Here is a 21675-nt window from a genome sequence, read left to right on the forward strand (position 1 = left end):
AGTCAGTGCTCTCTCGAACACTGACTCTGTCATTCATTAATCGTTTCGACCAAAGATTCGTAAGATGCTAAGGAAGAGGTTGATAAAGTCTAGGTAGATGCTGAGTGCCATTGAGATGACCCAACCTGTCGCTACTTGTCCTCGTGACTGCTCATAAACATAGCGAATCTTTTGGTTGTCCCAAGCAATCAAACCTGAGAAGACCAAGATCATGGCAATACTAATCATGTAGTCAAAAAAACCACTAGCTAAGAAAATATTCACAATCATGGCAATGATGAGGCCAACAAGCGCCGCCATCAAAGCTCGTCCCATTCCACTCAAATCTTTCTTGGTGAAAATTCCGATTACCGCCATGACAAAGAAGAGAAGGGCACTAGATACAAAGGCTGATAAGACGGTCCCAGGTGTATAGAAGGCTACGACAAAACTAAGCGTAAATCCATTTAAAACAGAATAAACTAAAAATACTGGGAGAGCTGCTGGGCTGTTCTTCGCAGCCATGCTACTTGCAACAAAGACCAGAGCAAGTTCTGCAAAAGTTGCAATCATCAGCCAGAGACGGCCATGCATTAAAAAGTAGACCAATTGGGACTGAAAGACTGTCAACATCAAAGCTGACACGAGAGCCGATAGACCAATCCCAAGTCCCACAAAGGCATAAACCTTAGCGTAAAATTGATTGAGACCTGAACGTTCTTGAATAATCGTTTGATTCATTCTGATTCTCCTTTTCTCTATAAATATGTCTTGATTATAACAAAGATTTTATAAATCAGCTAAAATAAAACATCAATATACCTGCGGCAACTGCCACGTTGAGACTTTCTGCTCGACCTTTCATGCCAATATGAACCAGCTGTTCAGCACTCTCAACCATGACAGAACTAATCCCCTGTCCTTCATTTCCCATAACTAAAGCAAAGTTTTCTAGGGGAGAAAGATCACGATAATCCTTGGAATCTCTCGATAAAGTCGTTGCCAGAATGGGCAAGTTACTCTTCTTTGCCCCTTCTACAAAAGCGGCAACGGGCATACGATAGATGGGCAAGTGAAAATGACTTCCTTGCATGGAACGCAGGGTCTTAAGACTGTAGATATCTGCTGACTTATCTGAAACAATAACCCCTGTAAAACCTGCCGCATCTGCCGTCCGAATCATGGTGCCAACATTACCTGGATCTTGGACATCTTCTAAAAATAGAAACTTGCCCTGATGGAGATCGGGCAGACCCACTTCTTCTTTTTGGACGATTGCTACGATTCCCTGTGGTGTTTGAGAGTCTGCCAAATCCAGCAAAATCTCCTCTGAAACCCAGACAGTTTGAGGAAAAGTGGCTAGCTGATCTCGGTAACTTTCTAAGGCAAAAATCTTCTCAATCGTCACTCCTGCTTGAACAGATTCTTCAAACAAGTGCCAGCCTTCAATCAAATAGGTAGACTTTCGATATTTTTTTTGATGCAATTTCTTGGCATTTTTTACCACAGAATTGGCTTTTGAGGTTATAATAGTCATAGAAGTATTATAACACAATCAAAGGGGTTTGGTATGCAAAAGGTTAGAATGATTGCCCAAGGTAGGGTGCAGGGTGTTGGTTTTCGCTGGGGCGTTTATACTTTAGCGCTTGAAATTGGTGGCATCACCGGTCGTGTCTGGAATAATGACGATGGCACAGTGGAAATTCTCGCTCAGGCAGACTCTTCTGCCACCATGGCAAAATTTATACAAGAAATCCGAAAAGGTCCGACACCCTTTTCAAAAGTTACCTATCTAGATGTACAAATGAGCAACTTTTCATCCTATCCAGACTTCAAAGTCGCAAATTAGGTCTCTAGAACTATTGTATATTTTACAAAAAAACAGTAGAATAGAAAGGTATAATTTTTAAAGAAGGAATGAAAACATTGAAATCTATTAAACGTTTTGCCCTCTCTGCTATGGGAGTGGCTATGCTACTCGTCTTGACAGGCTGTGTCCAAGTAGACAAAGCAACAGGACAACCTACTGGTTTTATCTGGAACACTATCGGATCGCCTATGGCAGAGGCTATCAAATACTTCGCTACTGATAAAGGTCTAGGCTTTGGTGTGGCTATCATTATCGTAACCATTATCGTACGTTTGATTATTTTGCCACTTGGTATCTACCAATCATGGAAGGCAACGCTTCACTCTGAAAAGATGAATGCTCTCAAACATGTGCTCGAACCACATCAAACACGCCTTAAAGAGGCAACAACTCAGGAAGAAAAACTAGAAGCACAACAGGCTCTCTTTGCTGCACAAAAAGAAAACGGCATCAGCATGTTCGGTGGTGTAGGATGCTTCCCTATCCTCATTCAGATGCCTTTCTTCTCTGCTATCTACTTTGCAGCCCAGTATACTGATGGAGTATCTAGCTCTACCTTCTTGGGTATCAATCTCGGTTCCCCAAGTATGATCCTTGTCGCCTTCGCTGGTATCCTCTACTATCTCCAATCACTCCTTTCACTTCACGGAGTAGAAGACGAGATGCAAAGAGATCAACTCAAGAAAATGATTTACATGAGCCCACTCATGATTGTCGTCTTCTCCCTCTTCGCACCAGCCAGTGTGACACTTTACTGGGTTGTCGGTGGTTTCATGATGATTCTCCAACAGTTCATCGTTAACTATGTTGTTCGTCCAAAACTTCGTCAAAAAGTACGTGAAGAATTTGCCAAAAATCCACCAAAAGCAAGTTCAGCATCAACTACAGGCGGGCGAAAAGATATCACTCCTAACCAAGTAACTGCAATTACGACTACTAAGAAACATAAAAAACGTAATGCTGGTAAACAACATTCTAGAAAATAAAGTAACGGCTTAGCTGAAAGGCTAGGCCTTTTTTGCATCACAAAAGCCTGATGTTTCCATCAGGCTTCTTTTTTATCCATGTACACGTTTCATATAGTCTTGATAGCTTTCTGTATCCATGAGTTTTTTGGCATTCTTGACACGGTCTGCTGTTGGTGGTTTTACCCCTTCAAGTGAGTATGGAATTCCAAGTTCACGCCACTTGAATTCTCCCATAGTGTGATAAGGTAGAATTTCAAACTTATCAACGTTTTTGAGGGTTTTGACGAATTTACCAAGTTCGATCAAGTCCTCATCTCTATCTGTCAAGCCTGGAACCAGCACATGGCGAATCCACACAGGCTTCCCAATATCTGATAGATATTTTGCACAAGCCAAGATATTTTTATTAGTTTGGCTGGTAACGATCCTGTGTTGTTCATCGTTGATTTCCTTGATATCCAAGAGAATCAAATCTGTCACCGCCATGAGTTTATTAAACTTTTCGAGATAACGTGGTGTGTTACGGAATGGAAGGGCACAGGTATCCAAGGTACAGTGGATTCCTTTTTCCTTGGCCTTGGTAAAGAGGGCAATTAGGAAATCAATCTGTAAGAGGGCTTCTCCTCCACTAACAGTAATTCCCCCCTTGTCTCCCCAGAAACCACGGTAGCGAAGGGCTTCTGTCAAGACATCGTCTACTGTCCGTTCGCGTGATTTATTGGTCTCCATAGCCCATGTATCAGGGTTATGGCAGTACTGGCAACGCATGTGACAACCCTGCAAAAAGACAATGAAACGAATCCCGGGGCCATCTACCGCCCCAAAACTCTCTGTCGAATGCACCATTCCTGTCACTTGTCCATAGTCAATTGTTTCTTCAGACATATCGTCACCTTCCTTGAAACCGTTTTATAGTTTTATTATATCACGAGTGAGATGAAAAACAAGGTTTTTTGTCTATTTTTTAGAAAGCAATCTGTTTTTCACTTTCATTTTCATTCCCTCTTAGTGATCTGATTCAAAATCAAAACCATACAAGGTTGCGAAATAATCCTCAGGACGCTCTGCACGGCGGATTTGACGGGCTTTGCCTTCTTCGGTATAGAGGATTTCTGCAGAACGCAGCTTGGCATTGTACTGGTAACCCATGGAGAATCCATGTGCACCTGTATCATGAATAACCAGCAAATCACCGATTTCTGTATGAGGTAGTTCGCGATTAATGGCAAATTTATCATTGTTTTCGCAGAGTGAACCGACCACGTCTACCACCTCATTAGGTCCATCTGGATGGGTCAGATTGGTGATATGGTGGTAGGCTCCATACATGGCTGGGCGCATGAGGTTAACTGCTGAGGCATCCACGCCCAGATAGGTACGGTAGGTTTTCTTTTTATGAGTGACTTTGGTGACAAGAACTCCGTGAGGTGCCAGCATAAAACGGCCCAATTCAGTGAAAATCTTGACCTGACCAAGACCTGCCGGCGTAAGGACTTCTTCATACACCTTACGCACCCCTTCACCAATCAAGGCGATATCATTTGGCTCCTGCTCAGGACGATAGTTGACTCCGATTCCACCAGAAAGATTGATGAAGTCTAGTGAAATGCCTAACTTTTCTTTGATTTCAACAGCCAATTCAAAGAGCTGACGCGCCAACTCTGGGTAGTAGAGATGGGTGACGGTATTGGATGCTAGGAAGGAATGAATCCCAAATGTCTTGGCTCCTTTTTCCTTCAAAATCGCAAAGGCTTCAAAAAGCTGATCCTTGGTCATCCCAAACTTGGCCTCTCCAGGATTGTCCATGATGTCTGTTCCTAATTCAAAGACTCCACCTGGATTGTAACGACAAGAAATGATTTCTGGGATACCTGCAGCTCTCTCTAGATGTTCAATATCTTCAAAGGCATCCAAATTAATGGTCGCACCTAATTTACGCGCATAGGCGTACTCTTGGTCCGGGGTATTGTTAGAAGAGAACATGATCTCAGAACCGGGAAAATCCAGTTTATGACTCATCAAAAGCTCCACATAACTAGAACAGTCCACACCACAGCCTTCCTCTTTGAGGATTTTCAAGATGGCTGGGGTTGGGGTGGCCTTGACTGCAAAATATTCCTTAAATCCCTTGTTCCAGGAAAAAGCTTTGTTGACTGCTCGCGCTTTTTCGCGAATTCCCTTCTCATCATATAAGTGAAAAGGAGTCGGGAACTCTGCAACAATCGTTTCTAAATCTTCACGGTTGATAAATGGTGTTTTCATAAGCGTCCTTCTATTCTATTTGCAAAGAAAGGCTGGGACAATCGTTCCAACCTTTAGTTCTATCTCTTATTTGTCTTCGTCAAAGATATTTCCAATCTCGACATCGATGGATTGGTTCTTGACATCAATATTGGTTACTTTCAAGAGTGATTTGTAGTCAAACTGCTTTTCACGTTCTTCTTGAGCATTGTCTGCAAAGACTGCAACACCAGCCAATTCTGAATCAAACTCACGCAAGAGACTGATCATCCCGTTGACAGTTCCTCCACCTTTCAAGAAGTCATCCACGATCAAGACACGGCTTCCTGCCTTGAGGCTACGTTTTGAAAGGAACATTTTCTCTATGCGGTCACCGCTTGAACCTGAAACATAGTTGACGCTGACCGTTGAACCTTCGGTAATTTTCAAGTCACGGCGCACAATGACAAATGGAACATTGAGGACATTGGCAACTGCATTTGCAAGTGGCACACCTTTTGTTGCTACTGTCATAACCGCATCGATTTTTTGGTCCATAAAGCTCTTGGCAATGATACGACCAATATTTTTCAAAATGGCAGGCGTACTAAGCAGATCAGACAGGTAGATATAGCCGCCTGGCAAGATACGATCGCTTTCTGAAAGTTTGTCACGCAAGTCTGCGATCATTTCTTTGGCTTCATGACTCGAAATTGATGGTGTAAAGATAACGCCACCACCTGCTCCAGTCACAGTCTGAATATGGCCGATTTCAATTTCCTCAAAGGCACGCTTGATAATCACGATATCCTCCGAAATCGATGATTTAGCAGATTCGTACTTTTCTGCAAAGGTGTTGAGACTTGTTAGTTTGTATGGATTATTAATCAAATAGTTGGAAATGACAACCATCCGATCACTTCTTCTTAATTTCATTTTTATTTACCATTCCATTTAATTTTGATATTTTATCCATTATACCACATTCACATAAAAAAACGAACATTATTGCGTAAAAAATGCTCGTTTTTCTTAAATTATTAATCTAAATCTGGTTTATAGAAGGAACGATTGTCCATAGCGAAGATTTTATTGGTCATCTCTCCTTTGTCCACCAAAGCTAGAGCCGTTGACATCATCATCATGCTGGCATCCAGATTATCAATCATATGAATAATCTCTGCCTCCATAATGCGTGGTCGGACCGGACTTCCATACTCCAGCAAGCCATGATGACTGAGAATCACATGGCGCAGTAGCACCACTTCTTCTCTGGTATCATCGATACCGAGTTCCATAACTGTCTTGGTGATTTCACTATCGATGAGGGCTATATGACCGATGAGATTGCCTCGCACTGTGTACTCCGTCTGATCAGGACCGCTGAGTTCTAAAACCTTGGCCAAGTCATGCAACATAATCCCGGCATAGAGCAAGCTCTTGTTGAGCTGAGGATAGATGTCGCTAATGGCATCTGCCAAGCGCACCATGGTTGCTGTATGATAGGCCAAACCCGTTTCAAAGGCATGGTGGTTAGTCTTAGCAGCTGGATAGGAGTAGAATTCCTTATCATACTTGGTGTAGAGACTGCGAACGATACGCTGCCAGACAGGATTTTCAATTTTGAAAATCATTTGCGACATGTAGTCACGGATTTCCTTGACATCAACTGGAGATTTGACCTTGAAATCAGCTGGATCGTTGGGTTCGCCAGGCTGAGGCAGGCGGAGATTAATTTGATTGACTTGAGGAGTGTTGTTATAAACTTCTCGGCGCCCTTTCATGTGAACAACCTTACCTGCTGTAAAGGCCTCAACGTTATGAGGTTGGGCATCCCAGAGTTTTCCTTCAATCTCGCCACTATCATCTTGGAAGGTAAAGGCCAGGTAGTTTTTTCCAGCTCTTGTCTGTCTCAGGTCAGCTGATTTGATCAGGTAAAAGCCTTCAAACAGCTCATCTTTTTTCATGTGACTAATCTTCATATTCTTCCTCATCTTCTTGGAAATGGAGTAAATCAAGCGCAGGCTCACCTTCTGACAACTCAATGTGACGGAGCGTCCGCTCGATAGCTGTAGTACGACGGTTTAATAATTCATCAATATTGCCAGAGGCATGTTGGAGATGTTTTTGTGCCTTGACCAGAATGCCTCCGAACTTGCCAAACTCGGTCTTAACGCTGGCAAGAGTCTTGCTGATATGGTCAGCACTCTTTTGGATATTGAGAGTTTTGAAGCCAACTGATAGAGAGTTAAGCAGGGCTGATAGGGTACTTGGACCAGCAACAATAATCTGTTCCTCCCGTCTCAAATCATCAAAGAAGGCCGGATTTCGAACGATTTCTGAGTAGAGACCTTCTGTCGGAACAAACAAGACCCCAAAATTGGTCGTCCGAGGTGGCGCCAAGTACTTGCTCTTGATATCCTTGGCAAAGCGCTTAACGCTTGCCAAGAGTGACTTGCGACAGCGTTCAATCTCGTCCTTATCACCTGCTTCATAGGCTTCTTCCAAGCGGTAATAATCTGCCAGTGGAAACTTGGAGTCAATCGGCAGGTAGACATATTCCTGGTCACCTTGCCCAGGCAACTTAATGGCGTACTCCACTCGTTCATTGGAGTTTTCAACCGTTGCGTATTCTCGTTCGTACTGGGCAGGTGTCATGATGTCCTCGATGATTTGGCCCAGTTGCAATTCACCCAGAATTCCTCGCGTTTTAGTACCTGATAGAACCTTATTGAGGGCACCGACATCACGGGCAACTGTCTGCATTTCTCCAAGGCCACGATTGACAGATTCTAGTTGCTTGGAAACTGTCTCGAAGGAAGCCTGCAAGCGCGTCTGCAAGGTCTTTTCCAACTTTTCCTCGACCGTCTGACGCATTTGCTCTAGGCGTTGCTCATTTGATTCCTGCAAGGCTTGAAGACGTTGGTCGGTCTTGTCTCTGGTTTGGATGAGATTATCCGTCATTTCTTGACGGACTTGCGTCAGGCCTTGGTGCAACTCCATTCGCACTTCTTGCAAACGGTCGCTGACAGCTACTTCCAAGTCTTTTTGGTCCAGCTGACTGGCTTGTCGAGCTTGTTCAAAGCGATAATCCAACTGGTCAGACAGCTGATCTGCTTGATCTTCCAAGCTCTTGCTTAGGTGTTTTTCCTGCTTATCCTGCCTTTGCCAAATGAGAAAGAGGCCAGCTAGGTTAGCAATCAATAATAGAACAAGTAAACTTTCCATCCTATCTCCTGTCCTTGCTATGCAGTACGACTACATAGCCATCTGGGCAAGTTACCGAAACTTCCCTATCTATATATTCGTTAGAAGCATAAACTTTTTTAAAGAAAAAATTCTCCTCTGTCAACTCATACTTGGCACCAAGAATGGTCAGCTGACTATCCCGAACCGGCATAAAGGCTAGATAATCATAGTCCGAACGGGGTTCTAGCTGACCGGTCCCTTCTGGACAATAGGCAATCAAATTTTGCCCGTCCTCAATTTCTATCTGGCGCATATAGGGTGCCAACTTAGGATTGCTAGGTAGAAAAACATTAGCCAGCATATGATCAATGCGGCCGCCAAGAGCACCAAAAATAGTGACCTGAGCTTGGGGATTCTGCGAAAAGATGGTTAAGAGAGCTAGTTCCAGATCGGTATCATCTTTTTCTGGCTGGGCTTGGACAAAGCGCAGAGCACGTTTTTGAATCAACTGACGCTCTTCTACAGTCACAGAATCAAAATCTCCGACGGCTAGTCTGAGAGGAAGGCCTTCTTCCAAGACCCAGAGCGAGCCGCGATCCACACCGACAAAGCAATCAAAATTTGTCCGATAATGACCGCGATCTCCGCCTGCAAAAACGGCAACCCTAGTCCAATTGTTTTCTGAGAGTTTGCACTCGTTCATTGACATCTCCCTTAAAGACATAGGATCCTGCTACAAAAACGGTCGCTCCAGCTTTTTTAGCCTGAGAAATGGTCTGGTCATCAATACCGCCATCGACTTCGATCTCAAAGTTCAAGCCTTTTTCCTGACGAAGGGCAACCAACTCGCGAATCTTATCCATGGTTTCAGGTAGGAAAGCTTGCCCGCCGAAGCCAGGGTTAACCGTCATGACTAAGACTTGGTCAACTAGGTGAAGTACGTGTTTGACAGCTTCAACCGGCGTACCAGGATTGATAACCACCGAAGGTTTAACACCGAGCGAACGAATCTTTTGAAGAGCACCATGGATATGAGGCGTTGCTTCGACATGAATGCTGATAATATCTGCACCTGCACGCGCAAAGTCTTCTAAATGGTGCTCAGGATTTGCTACCATCAAGTGGCAGTCAAAGACCATCTTACTATGAGGTCGAAGACTTTCGACTACACCTGCACCAAAGCTGATCTGAGGTACAAAGTGACCATCCATAATATCGATATGGGCATATTCTGCACCAGTTGCTTCTAGGCGTTTGATTTCACGTTCAAAGTTGGCATAATCTGCTGCCAGAATTGACGGAGCAATCTTGTATTGAGACATGGGTTTCTCCTTATTTTGGAATTTTTTTGCTGACTTTTTTATAGGTTTCTCTGCGATTTTCAATTTCGCTGAGGAATTGTAGGTAGTTGTTAAAACGGAAGCTGGCAATGATGCCCTCTTCTACAACTGGCTTGACGGCACAGGACGGCTCATGGGTATGGGTACAGGTACGGAATTTACAGTCGCGACTGACACTAGCAATCTCTGGAAAGGCCTGGTTCAGCTCTTCAGCACTTGACACTTCATAATCCAGCGATGAAAATCCTGGCGTGTCTGCGATTTTACCTCCATTGAGGTTGTAAAAACTAACAGCCCGAGTGGTATGACGACCGCGACCTAGACTATCTGAAATTTCTCCTGTTTCAAGATTGAGGTCCGGTGCGATTTTATTGAGAAGGGTTGATTTTCCAACACCTGTCTGCCCCATAAAGACCGTCACTCTTCCTGTCAACAAAGGCAGGAGTTCCTCCTTACCGGTCACAAAGTCATAGCCAATGGCACCGTAAGTCTGCTGGTAAAAATCCAGTTCTCCTCTATCTTCCAGCAAGTCCATTTTAGAAATATAGACGATAGGATGGATACCCTTGTGCTCCAAAAGAACCAAGAAACGATCCAGCAAATTGCTGTTGAAGTCCGGTTCCTTGACGGACATGATCACCACAGCTTGGTCAATATTGACAATAGGTGGACGGACCAGACTGTTTTTCCGTTCGTGAATCTTGAGAATATAACCTTCAGAATTTTCCTCCGCAGAAAAATCTACCCAATCCCCAACATAGGGTGTATGACCTTTTTTACGGAAATTCCCACGCGCGCGTGTTTGATAGACCTGACCCTCACTCTCCACATAGTAGAATCCTGCCAAGGCTTTAATGATTTGTCCCTGCATCTTAGAATCCTTGTCCTTTAAGCGCATCTGAAAGGCTAGAAAATTCTTCCAAGCCTAGTGATTCCCCACGCACACTTGGTGACAAGCCTGCTTGGTCCAAAGCCTTGGTCAGCTTATCCTTGACTTCTTCGGTCTTGCCAAAGTAGCCTGTTAAGTTGTTCCACAAGGTCTTGCGACGATGAGTGAAACTAGCCTTAGAAACCTTAAAGAAGAACTGTTCATCTTTCACTGCTACAGCTGGCTCTGGACGGCGCACCATTTTCAGGATAGCTGAGTCCACGTTTGGTGCTGGTACAAAGACCGTACGAGGCACGATAAAGGCAACCTTGGCTGTCATGTAATACTGGACAGCAATCGACAAACTACCGTAAGCCTTAGTATTTGGCTGTGCGGAGATACGATCTGCCACTTCTTTTTGCATCATGACCACAAACTCACTAAAAGGAATGCCACTTTCAATCAAGTGCATGAGAATAGGTGTCGTGATGTAATAAGGCAAGTTGGCTACTACCTTGATTGGCAGATCAGGATTTTTAAAATTCTGGATATGTTGCGCCAAATCAACCTTGAGAATGTCCTCGTTGACCACTGTTACATTATCAAAATCACGCAAGGTATCAGCTAGGATTGGCACCAAACGGTGATCAATCTCAAAAGCCATGACTTCTGCTGCACGCTCCGCTAGGAACTCCGTTAAGGCACCAATTCCTGGTCCAATTTCAATGACATTGACCTGGTCGTCAATTTCAGCCGTATCCACGATTTTTTGAAGGATATTAGTATCCGTCAGGAAATTTTGCCCAAAGGACTTTTTAAAGGTAAAACCGTGACGCTCCAGCACTGCCTTAGTCACGCTATAATCTGCAATTCTCATTTATTCTCTTTTCTAATTATTAGCTAAAAATAATATATAGAAGCCACACAATTCCTAGTACCAACAAAATCCAAAATACAAAAAGAACACGATGTTTGTTCCCTTTTGAATCAGCTCCAGTCATATCAAGTGCTTTTTTATTTTCTTGGGGATCCATTTTCTTCAACTCATCATGATAGGCAACCGAATCTAGAATATTATCTTCTGGCAATAATTCTGAAGCATAATAATCAGGAAAACCCATAGCAAGGCCAATTAGATTCTTATCCGTTAGAGAAAAATCCAAATCTTCTGGTTGATTTTCCTGAATAGCTCGGATATTTTTTAACAGTTTATCAGAAACTACAGACACTTGATTCATAAAAACTACATCCAAAACATCAAATCCAAGCACATCACCGTCTTTGACATTTGCAAGAATATAACGAACAAAGGCATCATATAGTTGCAAGGCTTGCGGGGCATTTTCTTCTAAAAAAGACCGATTTTGGAGGGCATTTTGCTGGAATTTTTCAATAGAAAGTAAGATATCTACATTCTGCTCTTGGTAAAACTTTTCTGCTTCCTCTTCATCTTCTTCGAGTTTTTCTGCTGTTTCCCAGAGAGCAATAGGAGCTTTTAAATCTGCTTCATCCCAAAACAATTGCCAAAAATAAGGTATTATGTAAATTCCCTCTGTTAGAATACGGGCTTCATCTCCGTTTTTTAAGTAAATGTGGCTTCTATTGGCCATGTTGTTTCCTTTCAATTTTTTAAAAGTAAGATATGGAATTCTACTCATCCCTCTTCCGTAGATAAATCTATATAGACTTTCAACATATCTTCAGAAATTTCAAGTTCTATCTTATGAGGTAGGACACCAGTTCCCATACAGCCAGCATCTCAATCTATTCACTTCTATTGTAACACATTCCGCCTACATTTTGGGACGGTTTCTCAATCCTCATAACTGGTCATAGCATCTTCAACTTCAGCTAGACTAATGCCAAACAACTCTAAGCGCTTAAGGAGTTGCTTGCCGTTGGAATAGCCGAGGCGGAGCTGTTCGCCTAGATACTCTCTACGCCTACGACTGTCTGCTCCCGCTAAGAAACCGAGGCGAATCAAGTCACCACGACTGATGTCAAACTCGTTCTCGTTTTCAAATTGCTCTGTCACCTGGGCCAGCGCTGTTTTTAGGTCTTCATAGTTGGCGTGTTCAATTCCCAGAGAACGTCCCTTGGACTTGGATTTGGGAACAGCCTCATCTCGCTTGAGAAAGGCATGCTGCACAGTTGGAATGGCCGTCATAATCATGCGCCGAATCCGCTCCCCATTAAAATCTGGATCTGTAAAAACAATGACTCCATGCAGTTCATGCAAACGACGAATGCGCTCTATATCTTGGTCATTTATTGCGGAACCTCTTGTTTCGTAGGTCTCTACATCAAAGTAGCGTTTGAGATTGACCGTATCATCGCGACCTTCGACCACGATAACTTGGGAAATTTTTTCTTTCATCACTTGCTGTCCAATCCAAAGATACGCTCTGCATTTGCAGTTGTTACTGCGGCTAACTCCTCAGTCGTCATCCCACGCAAATCCGCGATAAAATCTACCACATAGCGAGTATAGGCTGTTTTGTTTTCACGACCACGTTTAGGAACAGGAGCCAGGTAAGGTGCATCCGTTTCTACCAAAATCTTATCCAAAGGAAGTTCCCTAGCAACCTCTTGAATATCCGTCGCTTTTTTAAAGGTCACCACTCCTGAGAAAGAAATGGTCATGCCAAGTTCGACAAACTTCTCAGCCCACTCCAAAGAGCCTGAAAATGAATGCATAATCCCACCTCGTGGACCAACGCTCTCGCTCTTGACAATCTCATAAGTATCTTCTAGCGCATCACGGGTATGGACCACAAAAGGTAAATTCAAGTCCTTGGATAACTGAATCTGACGACGAAAAACCTGTTCCTGCACTTCCTTAGGTGCTGTCATCCAATGGTAGTCCAGACCAATCTCGCCCAAAGCAACAACCTTGGGATGTTTGAGCTTTTCAAGCAAGTAAGCTTCGACCTCATCAGTATATGTACCTGCTTCAGTCGGATGCCAGCCAATAGTTGCGTAGAGTTGCTCATACTCATCTGCTAACTCTAGGGCACGTTCAATAGTCGGTTTATCAAAACCAACAATATTCATCTGTGTCACACCCATCTCAGCAGCCAAGGAGATTTCTTCTGCCTCACGTCCTGCAAATTCCTCTACATTCAAATGTGTGTGTGTATCAAAAATCATCTCTTCTAACCTCATTTTCTTCCCTCTATTATACCAAAAATAGCATCCCTCGGCTTGTAAAAATATTCTAATATCAATCGTTCTCCCTTGACTGCCTTTTTTCAAAGCAGTATAATAACACTTATTGAAATTTTTAGTAAAGGAAAAAAAATGTTTAGAAAATTAAAATATACCTTTATCGGTCGGCCACTCAAGTCTCTCACAGACAGCGAAGGGGGCTTATTAGGAAAAATGCAGGCACTTGCAATGTTATCCAGTGATGCCCTGTCTTCCATCGCCTATGGACCTGAACAAGTCATTCTCGTATTAGTCAGTCTGTCTCCTCTCGCTATTTGGTGGAGCCTCCCTATTGGTATTTTTGTCCTCTTACTGCTCGCTAGTTTGACCATTTCTTATCGTCAGATCATTCATGCCTATCCTCAAGGTGGAGGGGCTTATATGGTCACTCGGGAAAACCTCTCCCCTGAACTGGGCTTGATTGCAGGAGGCAGTCTCCTTGTTGACTATATGCTGACAGTAGCCGTATCCGTCGCTTCTGGAGCTGATGCTATTACAGCAGCCATACCTGCCCTCCATCCCTACAATCTTCATATCTCTATTTTCCTAGTCTGCCTGCTCATGCTCTTGAATTTAAGAGGATTGAAAGAATCTGCCAGCTCTCTGATGATTCCCGTCTACCTCTTTATCTTCAGTACCGTCTTTCTCTTGCTTTATGGGGTCTTTCAACTGTTTACAGGTTCCCTAAACTATCAGGCAACTTCAACCATTGGACAAACTGTTCCGAGCCTTTCCATCATTCTCCTATTGAGAGCCTTTACCAGCGGTTCTGCCTCTCTAACTGGGGTTGAGGCTATTTCAAATGCAGTCCCATTTTTCAAAACTCCAAAAGAAAAGAATGCTGCTCAGACTTTGACCATCATGTCGCTGATTTTAGGATTTCTTTTTGCAGGCATTACCTTCCTAAACTACTGGATGGGTATCACGCCTCAACACGGAGAAACCATCCTCTCGCAAATGGCCAAGGGCATTCTTGGTGATTCATTCTTTGGTCATGCTAGCTACTATCTCTTCCAGTTCTCGACAGCCTTGATTCTAGCTGTAGCTGCAAATACTGGCTTTTCAGCCTTCCCTATGCTGGCCTACAATATGGCAAAAAACAAGTACATGCCCCATCTCTTTATGGAAAAAGGGGATCGTCTTGGCTACTCCAATGGTATCTTAACTCTGGCTTTTGGGGCTATGATCCTTCTTCTCATTTTTAATGGGAATACTGAACGCTTGATTCCCCTTTATACTATCGGGGTCTTCGTTCCCTTTGCCCTATCTCAAACTGGGATGATTCATCATTGGAAAAAGGAAAAAGGAGCAAACTTCTTAAAATCTGCCTTCGCTAATATCCTTGGGGCCATCATTTGTTATGCCATTGTCCTCATTTTACTCCTCTTCAGACTAGGTGATATCTGGCCATTCTTCCCAATTATCCTAGTTTTAACTTTCCTCTTTTTGTCCATTCACAGCCATTATCAAAAAGTAGCAAAACAACTACGACTCTACGAAGGAATCCAAAAACGCACTTATGACGGCAACCTTGTCCTTGTCCTAGTAGGAAATGTCACTCGGGTAAGCGTGGGAGCCATTAACTACGCTCAAAGTATCGGTGACGAAGTGTTGGCCATGCACATTTCTACTAAAGAAACGGAAGAGAAAGACCAAGAAATTCTTCAGGAATTTACCGACTACTTCCCAAATATCACTCTGAAGAATATCAATACCAGCTACCGCGACATCATCACCCCTAGCGTTAAGTATGTCAAACGAATCGCCCAAGAAGCTAAGCAAAAAAACTATACCGTTACTGTCCTTGTACCACAGTTCATCCCAAACAAGCCTTGGCAAAATATCCTGCACAATCAAATGAGCCTCAAACTAAAATACGCTCTCAGATGGCATGAAGACGTCGTTGTCGCTAGCTACTCTTATCACTTAAAAGAATAAACAAAAGCTCAAAATCATTTGTTTTTGATTTTGAGCTTTTTTATCTGAACTTCTCAAATTTTCTCATAGATCAGAGACTTATTCCATGATACAAAACTCATACGGAAATGTATGAATCTTTCACTATCTATACTTGTTGAGCAAAACAAAAGCCAGTAGACTCGAGTTCCTACTGGCTTCTTTGCTAAATTTGTTTGGATTATGCAGCCAAAACTTTGCGTCCTTTACGACGACGAGCTGCCAATACGCGACGACCGTTTTTAGTTGACATACGGTTACGGAATCCGTGTTTGCGCGCACGACGAATTTTACTTGGTTGATAAGTACGTTTCACGATGAATACCTCCTCATAGATTTTGTATTCGTTTAGCCGGCTATAAAGTGATCAGTTACTAAACATACTTTACTATTCTATCTGATTCTGATACTTTTGTCAATAGCTCTAGGCAAATGTTTCCAGCTTTTTCTCATGTAAGCTCTATCTACGATACTGTTTCAAGAAACGAGTCATCTTTTCTTGGATTTGTGCTAACTCATCTACACGAGGGAGGTAAACAATACGGAAATGGTCTGGTTCTTGCCAGTTAAAACCGCGACCATGAACCAAGAGAACCTTTTCCTGCTTCAAGAAATCAAGAACGAACTGTTCATCATCATCGATGCGATACATATTGCGGTCAATTTTAGGGAAAATATAAAGTCCGGCTTTGGGTTTAACAGCAGATAAACCAGGAATATCTTGAATGGCATTGTAAATGAAGTTTCTTTGCTCGTAGATCCGTCCACCAGGAAGGAGCAATTCGTCCACTGACTGGTGCCCACCTAGCGAGGTTTGTACGACTTGCTGGGCCAAAACGTTAGAGCAAAGGCGCATGTTGGACAGCATATTGAGACCTTCAATATAGCCCTTGACATGTGTCTTAGGTCCAGATAAGACCATCCATCCTATACGGAAACCAGCGATACGGTGAGATTTTGAAAGACCATTCATGCTGACACAGAAGACATCTGGAGCCAGACTAGCTACTGAGACATGCTCATGACCATCCATGACCATACGGTCGTAAATTTCATCCGCAAAGATGATCAAGTCGTTTTGACGTGCAATCTCGATAATCTCTAACAAGAGTTCCTTGGGATAAAGAGCTCCTGTCGGATTATTTGGATTGATGAGAATAATAGCCTTGGTATTTGAAGTGATTTTTGACTTGATATCGTCAATATCAGGGTACCATTCTGCAGCTTCATCACAGATATAGTGAACGGCATTTCCTCCAGCTAGGCTGACAGCTGCTGTCCAGAGAGGATAGTCTGGCATCGGTACCAAGACCTCATCACCATTGTCCAAAAGCCCCTGCATGGACATGACAATCAACTCACTGACACCATTTCCAAGGTAAATATCATCAATATCCACATTTGGAAATTTCTTCAGTTGGCAATACTGCATGATAGCCTTACGAGCTGAGAAAATCCCTTTAGAATCAGAGTAACCTTCACTATCACGCGCATTCATAATCAAGTCATGAATGACCTCATCTGGCGCTGTAAAACCAAATTCGGCTGGATTCCCTGTGTTCAGGCGCAAAATCTTTTCTCCGTTTGCTCGCATACGCATGGCTTCTTCCAAAACAGGACCACGGATATCATAAGCAACATGCTCTAGCTTGCTAGACTTGTTAAATTCTTTCATCTTTTTTCCTCAATTCATCGAGATAGTAACATTATACCACTAGAAAGTCGCTGCGACAAGCTTCCATAAACAAGGAAACAAAAGAAAAAACATTGACAAAGAGAATCCTCACTAATTCTCTTTTCTTTTATTTCTATATACGCACTAAGTCTATGACCAACAATATGGTTTAAAATATGATTTTTACTTTACTTCTTTAGTGAAAAGGGTTACAATAAAAGCAAGAAAATTTCAGGAGGTTTCATTATGGCACAACGTTACCAAAATGTTATGGTCGCAATTGATGGTTCTAAAGAAGCGGACTTGGCTTTCGTCAAAGGTGTTTACACTGCTCTACGCAATGAATCCAGGCTCACCATTGCCCATGTTATTGACACACGCGCTCTTCAAAGCGTATCTACCTTTGATGCTGAAGTTTACGAAGAACTCCAAGCCGATGCTGAAAGTATGATGAAAGAGTACGAAAAGCGTGCAAAAGATGCTGGTTTAACGGATATCCACATCGTCATCGAAATGGGAAATCCCAAAACTCTCCTCGCTCGGACGATTCCGGACGCAGAAAATGTTGACTTGATTTTAGTTGGTGCTACAGGTCTCAATGCCTTTGAACGCCTCTTAGTCGGTTCTTCATCTGAATATATTCTCCGCCATGCAAAAGTCGATTTGCTGGTCGTGAGAGAAAGTGAAAAAACATTGTAAATAGTAAGAAAAGGAGCCTAGAGCTCCTTTTTATTACTTATTATTTCTGTTTCTTTCTTTATGTCGCTCATAAGCCTTAAGCTGACGTTGTAGCTCCTGTTTAATGGCAGGTTCTGGAGCATATTTTTCTTCCCAGTCATCTGGTTTTAAAATCTTGTGTGTAACTGGGTCAAAATGAGCTTTTCCATCAGGGAAGACCTTCCCCATATTCGCTTCATGGACAATATCAAAAATACGTTCTGGATCTACTCCCATCAAAACAAAACTACCGTATGTGAAATACAGTGTGTCGATCAAAGCATCCACTTGACCGACCAAGTTTTGCTTAGCAGGTGTCTTTTTCGCCACTTTCTCTGCTGCCTTATCAAGTGCTTCATGCATGCTTGCAAGGGACTCTTGGAATTCTTCCTCCGAAGAACTTGCCGCGCGAACAAACTCTACTAATTCTTCAATTTTAAAGTCTGCGCGGTGGGTTGCACCTTCAACATCCCATGCTTGTGGTTCTTCTTGAGTTCGTTCATCCATCATGTGGTGGAAGGTCTTGACTTTATTAAAGTGGTAGTCCCGACTGACAAACACTTTTTCTGAAGCCAAAACACCAAAGTGCTCAAGCGCCTTGTGGATGCCATCTTGTTGATTACTTGCCGTAATATGTTTAGCAACCTCTTTGGCACTGCTACTGCCATTTCCCATAGCGACTGACATACCGACACCTGCTAACATCTCCAGGTCGTTGTCGGAATCACCAAAGGCCATGACTTGGTTGAGAGCAAAGCCATATTCTTTCCCGACCCGACAAATGCCTTCTAGTTTGGAATTTCCTTGGTTAATGATATCTGCGGCAAAAGGATTGCTTCGAGTCAATTTCAAGTCTTGAAAATCAGCTGCTGCCTTCTCAGATTCTTCTGGCGTCATCAGCATCAAAACTTGATAAATGGGTTGGTTAATCAAGTTAAGTAGGTCGTCTTCTTTTTGAGGAACTGCCTTGCTGACCATCCGATTAAAAGAGCGGCTAACGGTTCTTGTCAGCACTGTCGGGATAAAACGACTAACCAGTTGGGAAAAGGATCCGAGACCAAATGACATAATTTTCGAACCAACAACGGCATGCTCGGTTCCAAGAGCGATTTCTTTACGCTCCTTTTTAGCATAAGCAATCAGTTGACGCAGGCTTGATTTAGCAATCGGACTTGCAAAGAGTACCTTTTCTTTATTAAAAATGTATTGGCCATTGTAGGTCACTGCAAAGTCTAGGTCCAAGTCTTCCATCAATTCCTTGACAAAAAACGGCCCTCGTCCTGTCGCTACTCCAACAAGTACCCCTTGCTCTTTAACAATCTTAATCGCGTCCTTAGTGGATTTCAAAACACTCTTGCGATCGTTGACTAGCGTTCCATCGATATCAAAAAAAACAGCCTTGACTTCCATCCTATCCCATTCTCCCCTTTTGTGTTACAATGATTATACCACATTTCAGAAAGAGTGACTAAATCATGCCTAAGAAAATCCTTGTTTTGCATACAGGTGGGACCATTTCCATGCAAGCAGACGCCACTGGTGCCGTTGTAACTAGTCAGGACAATCCCATGAACCATGTTCCCAATCCGCTTGAAGGGATTGAGGTTCATGCCCTAGACTTTTTTAATCTGCCAAGTCCCCATATCAAACCCAAGCATATGCTTGCACTCTATCATAAAATCAAAGAGGAAGCTAATAACTACGATGGAGTTGTCATCACACATGGTACAGATACCTTAGAAGAAACAGCTTACTTCCTTGATACCATGAAAATCCCACACAAGCCCATCGTTCTAACAGGAGCTATGCGTAGTTCCAACGAACTTGGTAGTGACGGTGTATACAACTATCTGAGCGCTTTACGAGTTGCCAGCGATGATAAAGCAGCCGACAAGGGCGTTTTGGTCGTCATGAACGATGAAATTCATGCAGCCAAGTATGTTACCAAAACTCATACAACCAACGTCAGCACCTTTCAAACCCCAACACATGGACCACTTGGCCTCATCATGAAGCAAGAAATCCTCTACTTCAAAACAGCTGAGCCTCGTGTCCGTTTTGATCTCGAACATATTCAGGGTCTGGTTCCCATCATCTCAGCCTATGCCGGTATGACAGACGAGCTGATCGATATGTTAGACTTGAAACAGCTGGATGGTTTAGTCATTCAGGCCTTCGGAGCAGGTAATATCCCCAAAGAAACAGCTCAAAAGTTGGAAAATCTCCTCCAAAAAGGAATCCCAGTTGCCTTGGTCTCACGTTGTTTTAATGGCATTGCTGAACCTGTTTACGCCTACCAAGGTGGGGGGGTTCAGTTGCAAGAGTCTGGTGTTCTCTTTGTCAAAGAACTCAACGCTCAAAAAGCTCGCCTCAAATTATTAATTGCCCTTAATGCTGGACTAAAAGGACAAGCCTTAAAAGACTATATGGAAGGCTAATCCTCTTCTCTAGAACACAAAATCAGGAAATCGTGAAGATTTCCTGATTTTTTCTATTTACGTTTTCGTGTAGAGCGACGTTCTGTCAAACCGTGAGGCAAGAGAACTTCACGTTCTTCCAACTCTTCCTTATGCATAATCTTAGTCAACATACGCATGCTGATAGCACCTAAGTCATAAAGAGGTTGGGCAATAGTCGTCAAGTTTGGACGAGTGAATCGTGCAATCTGAGAGTCATCTGTCGTAATGATTTCAAACTCTTCTGGTACAGACACACCGTGGTCAGCCAAACCATTTAGGACACCTGCTGCCAATTCATCACCTGTTACAACTGCGGCTGTAGCTTGTGATGAAATCAAGCGTTCTGCCAAGGCATAGCCATCGTCATAGCTATATTTTGATTCGAAGACCAAGCCCTCGCTATAAGAATGTCCAGCTTTTTTCAAGGCTTCCTTATAACCAATCAAACGAACCTTGCCATTGATATCATCGACGAGTGGTCCGCTCACAAAAGCAATTTTCTCATTTTCTTTGAGAAGGTAGCTCACAGCATCAATCGTTGCTTGTTTGTAGTCGATATTCACACTTGGAAGTTGGTGTTCTACATCCACAGTACCAGCAAGAACAACCGGTGTCCGTGAGCGAGAAAACTCTGAACGAATCTTTTCAGTCAGGTGATAGCCCATAAAGATAATCCCATCGACTTGTTTTGAAAAGAGCGTGTTAACCACTGAAACTTCCTTTTCATCATCCTCATCACTATTTGCTAGGACAATGTTATACTTGTACATTTCAGCAATGTCGTCAATCCCCTTAGCAAGTGTTGAGAAATAACCATTGGTAATGTTAGGAATCACAACTCCGACTGTCGTTGTCTTCTTGCTAGCCAAACCACGAGCGACCGCATTTGGACGATAATCCAAGCGATCAATCACTTCGAGGACTTTTTTTCGAGTGTTCTCTTTAACATTCTTGTTGCCATTAACGACACGGCTAACTGTTGCCATCGAAACTCCTGCTTCACGGGCAACGTCATAAATCGTTACTGTATCATCTGTGTTCATTCCGTTTCCTTTCTATATTGAAAATTTCGCTTTCACGCATCTACTTACTTCATTTTATCACTTATTGTAAACACTTTCAAGTATTTTTAGGAGAAACTTTGAAAAAATTTCACAGTTTATTCCCATTTTGAAAAAGCAATTACGATTTCTTGATTTTTAAGACATTTTGCTGTATGATAAGGAA

At 42.9% G+C, this 21675-nt stretch carries 23 protein-coding genes; 5 read left to right on the forward strand and 18 right to left on the reverse strand.

Going from position 1 to position 21675, the window contains the following annotated elements; translation table 11 throughout:
- Positions 1-36: 36 nt before the first annotated feature.
- Both ATE34_RS09210 and ATE34_RS09215 read right to left on the reverse strand, forming a co-directional pair.
- Complete coding sequence (locus ATE34_RS09210; RefSeq protein ID WP_084911821.1) at positions 37-720, reverse strand: Bax inhibitor-1/YccA family protein; 684 nt, start codon at positions 718-720, stop codon at positions 37-39.
- 55 nt (positions 721-775) lie between these two features.
- Complete coding sequence (locus tag ATE34_RS09215) at positions 776-1516, reverse strand: TrmH family RNA methyltransferase (protein ID WP_084911823.1); 741 nt, start codon at positions 1514-1516, stop codon at positions 776-778.
- A gap of 33 nt (positions 1517-1549) precedes the next feature.
- On the opposite strand from ATE34_RS09215, the gene ATE34_RS09220 reads away from it, so the two are divergent.
- Both ATE34_RS09220 and yidC read left to right on the forward strand, forming a co-directional pair.
- Positions 1550-1828: an acylphosphatase gene (locus ATE34_RS09220; RefSeq protein ID WP_001174619.1), complete on the forward strand. Its 279-nt coding sequence runs from the start codon at positions 1550-1552 to the stop codon at positions 1826-1828.
- A 77-nt stretch (positions 1829-1905) separates the two neighbouring features.
- A complete protein-coding gene (yidC, locus tag ATE34_RS09225; protein WP_025172373.1) occupies positions 1906-2835 on the forward strand; it encodes a membrane protein insertase YidC in 930 nt (309 codons plus the stop codon).
- Positions 2836-2907: 72 nt separating this feature from the next.
- Here yidC and pflA read toward each other — a convergent pair whose 3' ends face one another.
- The 12 genes from pflA to ATE34_RS09285 form a co-directional block, all read right to left on the reverse strand.
- Positions 2908-3702 (reverse strand): pyruvate formate-lyase-activating protein, encoded by a 795-nt coding sequence (pflA, locus tag ATE34_RS09230; protein WP_084911825.1) that lies wholly within the window; start codon positions 3700-3702, stop codon positions 2908-2910.
- Positions 3703-3822: 120 nt separating this feature from the next.
- Positions 3823-5079 (reverse strand): diaminopimelate decarboxylase, encoded by a 1257-nt coding sequence (locus tag ATE34_RS09235; protein WP_084911827.1) that lies wholly within the window; start codon positions 5077-5079, stop codon positions 3823-3825.
- Positions 5080-5145: 66 nt separating this feature from the next.
- Positions 5146-5973, reverse strand: a complete 828-nt coding sequence (gene purR, locus ATE34_RS09240; RefSeq protein WP_002874197.1) for a pur operon repressor — start codon at positions 5971-5973, stop codon at positions 5146-5148.
- A 104-nt stretch (positions 5974-6077) separates the two neighbouring features.
- On the reverse strand, positions 6078-7019 hold the full coding sequence (locus ATE34_RS09245) for a 3'-5' exoribonuclease YhaM family protein (protein ID WP_061598758.1): 942 nt from the start codon (positions 7017-7019) through the stop codon (positions 6078-6080).
- A complete protein-coding gene (locus ATE34_RS09250) occupies positions 7009-8265 on the reverse strand; it encodes a DNA recombination protein RmuC (RefSeq protein WP_061598760.1) in 1257 nt (418 codons plus the stop codon). The genes ATE34_RS09245 and ATE34_RS09250 overlap by 11 nt, the downstream gene beginning before the upstream one ends.
- A 1-nt stretch (position 8266) precedes the next feature.
- Positions 8267-8929: a thiamine diphosphokinase gene (locus tag ATE34_RS09255; RefSeq protein WP_061598762.1), complete on the reverse strand. Its 663-nt coding sequence runs from the start codon at positions 8927-8929 to the stop codon at positions 8267-8269.
- Positions 8892-9548 carry a ribulose-phosphate 3-epimerase gene (rpe, locus tag ATE34_RS09260; protein ID WP_061598764.1) on the reverse strand — a complete coding sequence of 219 codons (657 nt, stop codon included), beginning with the start codon at positions 9546-9548 and terminating at the stop codon, positions 8892-8894. The genes ATE34_RS09255 and rpe overlap by 38 nt, the downstream gene beginning before the upstream one ends.
- 10 nt (positions 9549-9558) lie before the next feature.
- The gene (gene rsgA / locus ATE34_RS09265; protein ID WP_084911866.1) at positions 9559-10437 is read right to left on the reverse strand and encodes a ribosome small subunit-dependent GTPase A; all 879 of its coding nucleotides are present in this window, start codon (positions 10435-10437) and stop codon (positions 9559-9561) included.
- Position 10438: 1 nt separating this feature from the next.
- Positions 10439-11311, reverse strand: a complete 873-nt coding sequence (gene rsmA, locus ATE34_RS09270) for a 16S rRNA (adenine(1518)-N(6)/adenine(1519)-N(6))-dimethyltransferase RsmA (RefSeq protein ID WP_061598766.1) — start codon at positions 11309-11311, stop codon at positions 10439-10441.
- A gap of 19 nt (positions 11312-11330) precedes the next feature.
- Positions 11331-12044, reverse strand: coding sequence for a hypothetical protein (locus tag ATE34_RS09275; RefSeq protein ID WP_061598768.1), 714 nt, complete (start codon positions 12042-12044; stop codon positions 11331-11333).
- A 203-nt stretch (positions 12045-12247) separates the two neighbouring features.
- Positions 12248-12811 carry a ribonuclease M5 gene (rnmV, locus tag ATE34_RS09280; RefSeq protein ID WP_000660016.1) on the reverse strand — a complete coding sequence of 188 codons (564 nt, stop codon included), beginning with the start codon at positions 12809-12811 and terminating at the stop codon, positions 12248-12250.
- Entirely contained in the window at positions 12811-13584 is a 774-nt protein-coding gene (locus ATE34_RS09285) for a TatD family hydrolase (RefSeq protein WP_084911868.1), read from the reverse strand. Before ATE34_RS09285 ends, rnmV begins: the two co-directional genes overlap by 1 nt.
- A gap of 150 nt (positions 13585-13734) precedes the next feature.
- On the opposite strand from ATE34_RS09285, the gene ATE34_RS09290 reads away from it, so the two are divergent.
- On the forward strand, positions 13735-15579 hold the full coding sequence (locus ATE34_RS09290; RefSeq protein ID WP_061598771.1) for an APC family permease: 1845 nt from the start codon (positions 13735-13737) through the stop codon (positions 15577-15579).
- A 199-nt stretch (positions 15580-15778) separates the two neighbouring features.
- Here ATE34_RS09290 and rpmH read toward each other — a convergent pair whose 3' ends face one another.
- Positions 15779-15913, reverse strand: a complete 135-nt coding sequence (gene rpmH / locus ATE34_RS09295; protein WP_000831902.1) for a 50S ribosomal protein L34 — start codon at positions 15911-15913, stop codon at positions 15779-15781.
- A gap of 144 nt (positions 15914-16057) precedes the next feature.
- Positions 16058-17272: a pyridoxal phosphate-dependent aminotransferase gene (locus tag ATE34_RS09300; RefSeq protein WP_000657745.1), complete on the reverse strand. Its 1215-nt coding sequence runs from the start codon at positions 17270-17272 to the stop codon at positions 16058-16060.
- A 246-nt stretch (positions 17273-17518) separates the two neighbouring features.
- On the opposite strand from ATE34_RS09300, the gene ATE34_RS09305 reads away from it, so the two are divergent.
- Positions 17519-17971 carry a universal stress protein gene (locus ATE34_RS09305; RefSeq protein WP_061598772.1) on the forward strand — a complete coding sequence of 151 codons (453 nt, stop codon included), beginning with the start codon at positions 17519-17521 and terminating at the stop codon, positions 17969-17971.
- A 33-nt stretch (positions 17972-18004) separates the two neighbouring features.
- Here the strand turns inward: ATE34_RS09305 and ATE34_RS09310 are convergent, their stop codons facing one another.
- On the reverse strand, positions 18005-19399 hold the full coding sequence (locus ATE34_RS09310) for a Cof-type HAD-IIB family hydrolase (RefSeq protein WP_084911829.1): 1395 nt from the start codon (positions 19397-19399) through the stop codon (positions 18005-18007).
- 65 nt (positions 19400-19464) lie between these two features.
- On the opposite strand from ATE34_RS09310, the gene ATE34_RS09315 reads away from it, so the two are divergent.
- On the forward strand, positions 19465-20427 hold the full coding sequence (locus ATE34_RS09315) for an asparaginase (protein WP_084911831.1): 963 nt from the start codon (positions 19465-19467) through the stop codon (positions 20425-20427).
- Between the two features lie 53 nt (positions 20428-20480).
- Here ATE34_RS09315 and ccpA read toward each other — a convergent pair whose 3' ends face one another.
- Positions 20481-21491, reverse strand: a complete 1011-nt coding sequence (ccpA, locus tag ATE34_RS09320; protein ID WP_001090635.1) for a catabolite control protein A — start codon at positions 21489-21491, stop codon at positions 20481-20483.
- Between the last annotated feature and the right edge of the window lie 184 nt (positions 21492-21675).

It is taken from the genome of Streptococcus oralis subsp. tigurinus (assembly GCF_002093545.1).
Classification (GTDB): domain Bacteria; phylum Bacillota; class Bacilli; order Lactobacillales; family Streptococcaceae; genus Streptococcus; species Streptococcus oralis_C.

Coding starts and splice junctions, on each gene's coding strand:
- ATE34_RS09285 (WP_084911868.1), bottom strand. CDS start 13,584: ATGATTTTTGATACACACACACATTTGAATGTAGAGGAATTTGCAGGA.
- ATE34_RS09300 (WP_000657745.1), bottom strand. CDS start 17,272: ATGAAAGAATTTAACAAGTCTAGCAAGCTAGAGCATGTTGCTTATGAT.
- purR (WP_002874197.1), bottom strand. CDS start 5,973: ATGAAATTAAGAAGAAGTGATCGGATGGTTGTCATTTCCAACTATTTG.
- ATE34_RS09290 (WP_061598771.1), top strand. CDS start 13,735: ATGTTTAGAAAATTAAAATATACCTTTATCGGTCGGCCACTCAAGTCT.
- ATE34_RS09305 (WP_061598772.1), top strand. CDS start 17,519: ATGGCACAACGTTACCAAAATGTTATGGTCGCAATTGATGGTTCTAAA.
- ATE34_RS09245 (WP_061598758.1), bottom strand. CDS start 7,019: ATGAAGATTAGTCACATGAAAAAAGATGAGCTGTTTGAAGGCTTTTAC.
- ATE34_RS09275 (WP_061598768.1), bottom strand. CDS start 12,044: ATGGCCAATAGAAGCCACATTTACTTAAAAAACGGAGATGAAGCCCGT.
- ATE34_RS09310 (WP_084911829.1), bottom strand. CDS start 19,399: ATGGAAGTCAAGGCTGTTTTTTTTGATATCGATGGAACGCTAGTCAAC.
- rsmA (WP_061598766.1), bottom strand. CDS start 11,311: ATGAGAATTGCAGATTATAGCGTGACTAAGGCAGTGCTGGAGCGTCAC.
- ATE34_RS09315 (WP_084911831.1), top strand. CDS start 19,465: ATGCCTAAGAAAATCCTTGTTTTGCATACAGGTGGGACCATTTCCATG.
- ATE34_RS09250 (WP_061598760.1), bottom strand. CDS start 8,265: ATGGAAAGTTTACTTGTTCTATTATTGATTGCTAACCTAGCTGGCCTC.
- ccpA (WP_001090635.1), bottom strand. CDS start 21,491: ATGAACACAGATGATACAGTAACGATTTATGACGTTGCCCGTGAAGCA.
- rnmV (WP_000660016.1), bottom strand. CDS start 12,811: ATGAAAGAAAAAATTTCCCAAGTTATCGTGGTCGAAGGTCGCGATGAT.
- ATE34_RS09255 (WP_061598762.1), bottom strand. CDS start 8,929: ATGAACGAGTGCAAACTCTCAGAAAACAATTGGACTAGGGTTGCCGTT.
- ATE34_RS09215 (WP_084911823.1), bottom strand. CDS start 1,516: ATGACTATTATAACCTCAAAAGCCAATTCTGTGGTAAAAAATGCCAAG.
- ATE34_RS09220 (WP_001174619.1), top strand. CDS start 1,550: ATGCAAAAGGTTAGAATGATTGCCCAAGGTAGGGTGCAGGGTGTTGGT.
- ATE34_RS09235 (WP_084911827.1), bottom strand. CDS start 5,079: ATGAAAACACCATTTATCAACCGTGAAGATTTAGAAACGATTGTTGCA.
- ATE34_RS09210 (WP_084911821.1), bottom strand. CDS start 720: ATGAATCAAACGATTATTCAAGAACGTTCAGGTCTCAATCAATTTTAC.
- rpe (WP_061598764.1), bottom strand. CDS start 9,548: ATGTCTCAATACAAGATTGCTCCGTCAATTCTGGCAGCAGATTATGCC.
- rsgA (WP_084911866.1), bottom strand. CDS start 10,437: ATGCAGGGACAAATCATTAAAGCCTTGGCAGGATTCTACTATGTGGAG.
- pflA (WP_084911825.1), bottom strand. CDS start 3,702: ATGTCTGAAGAAACAATTGACTATGGACAAGTGACAGGAATGGTGCAT.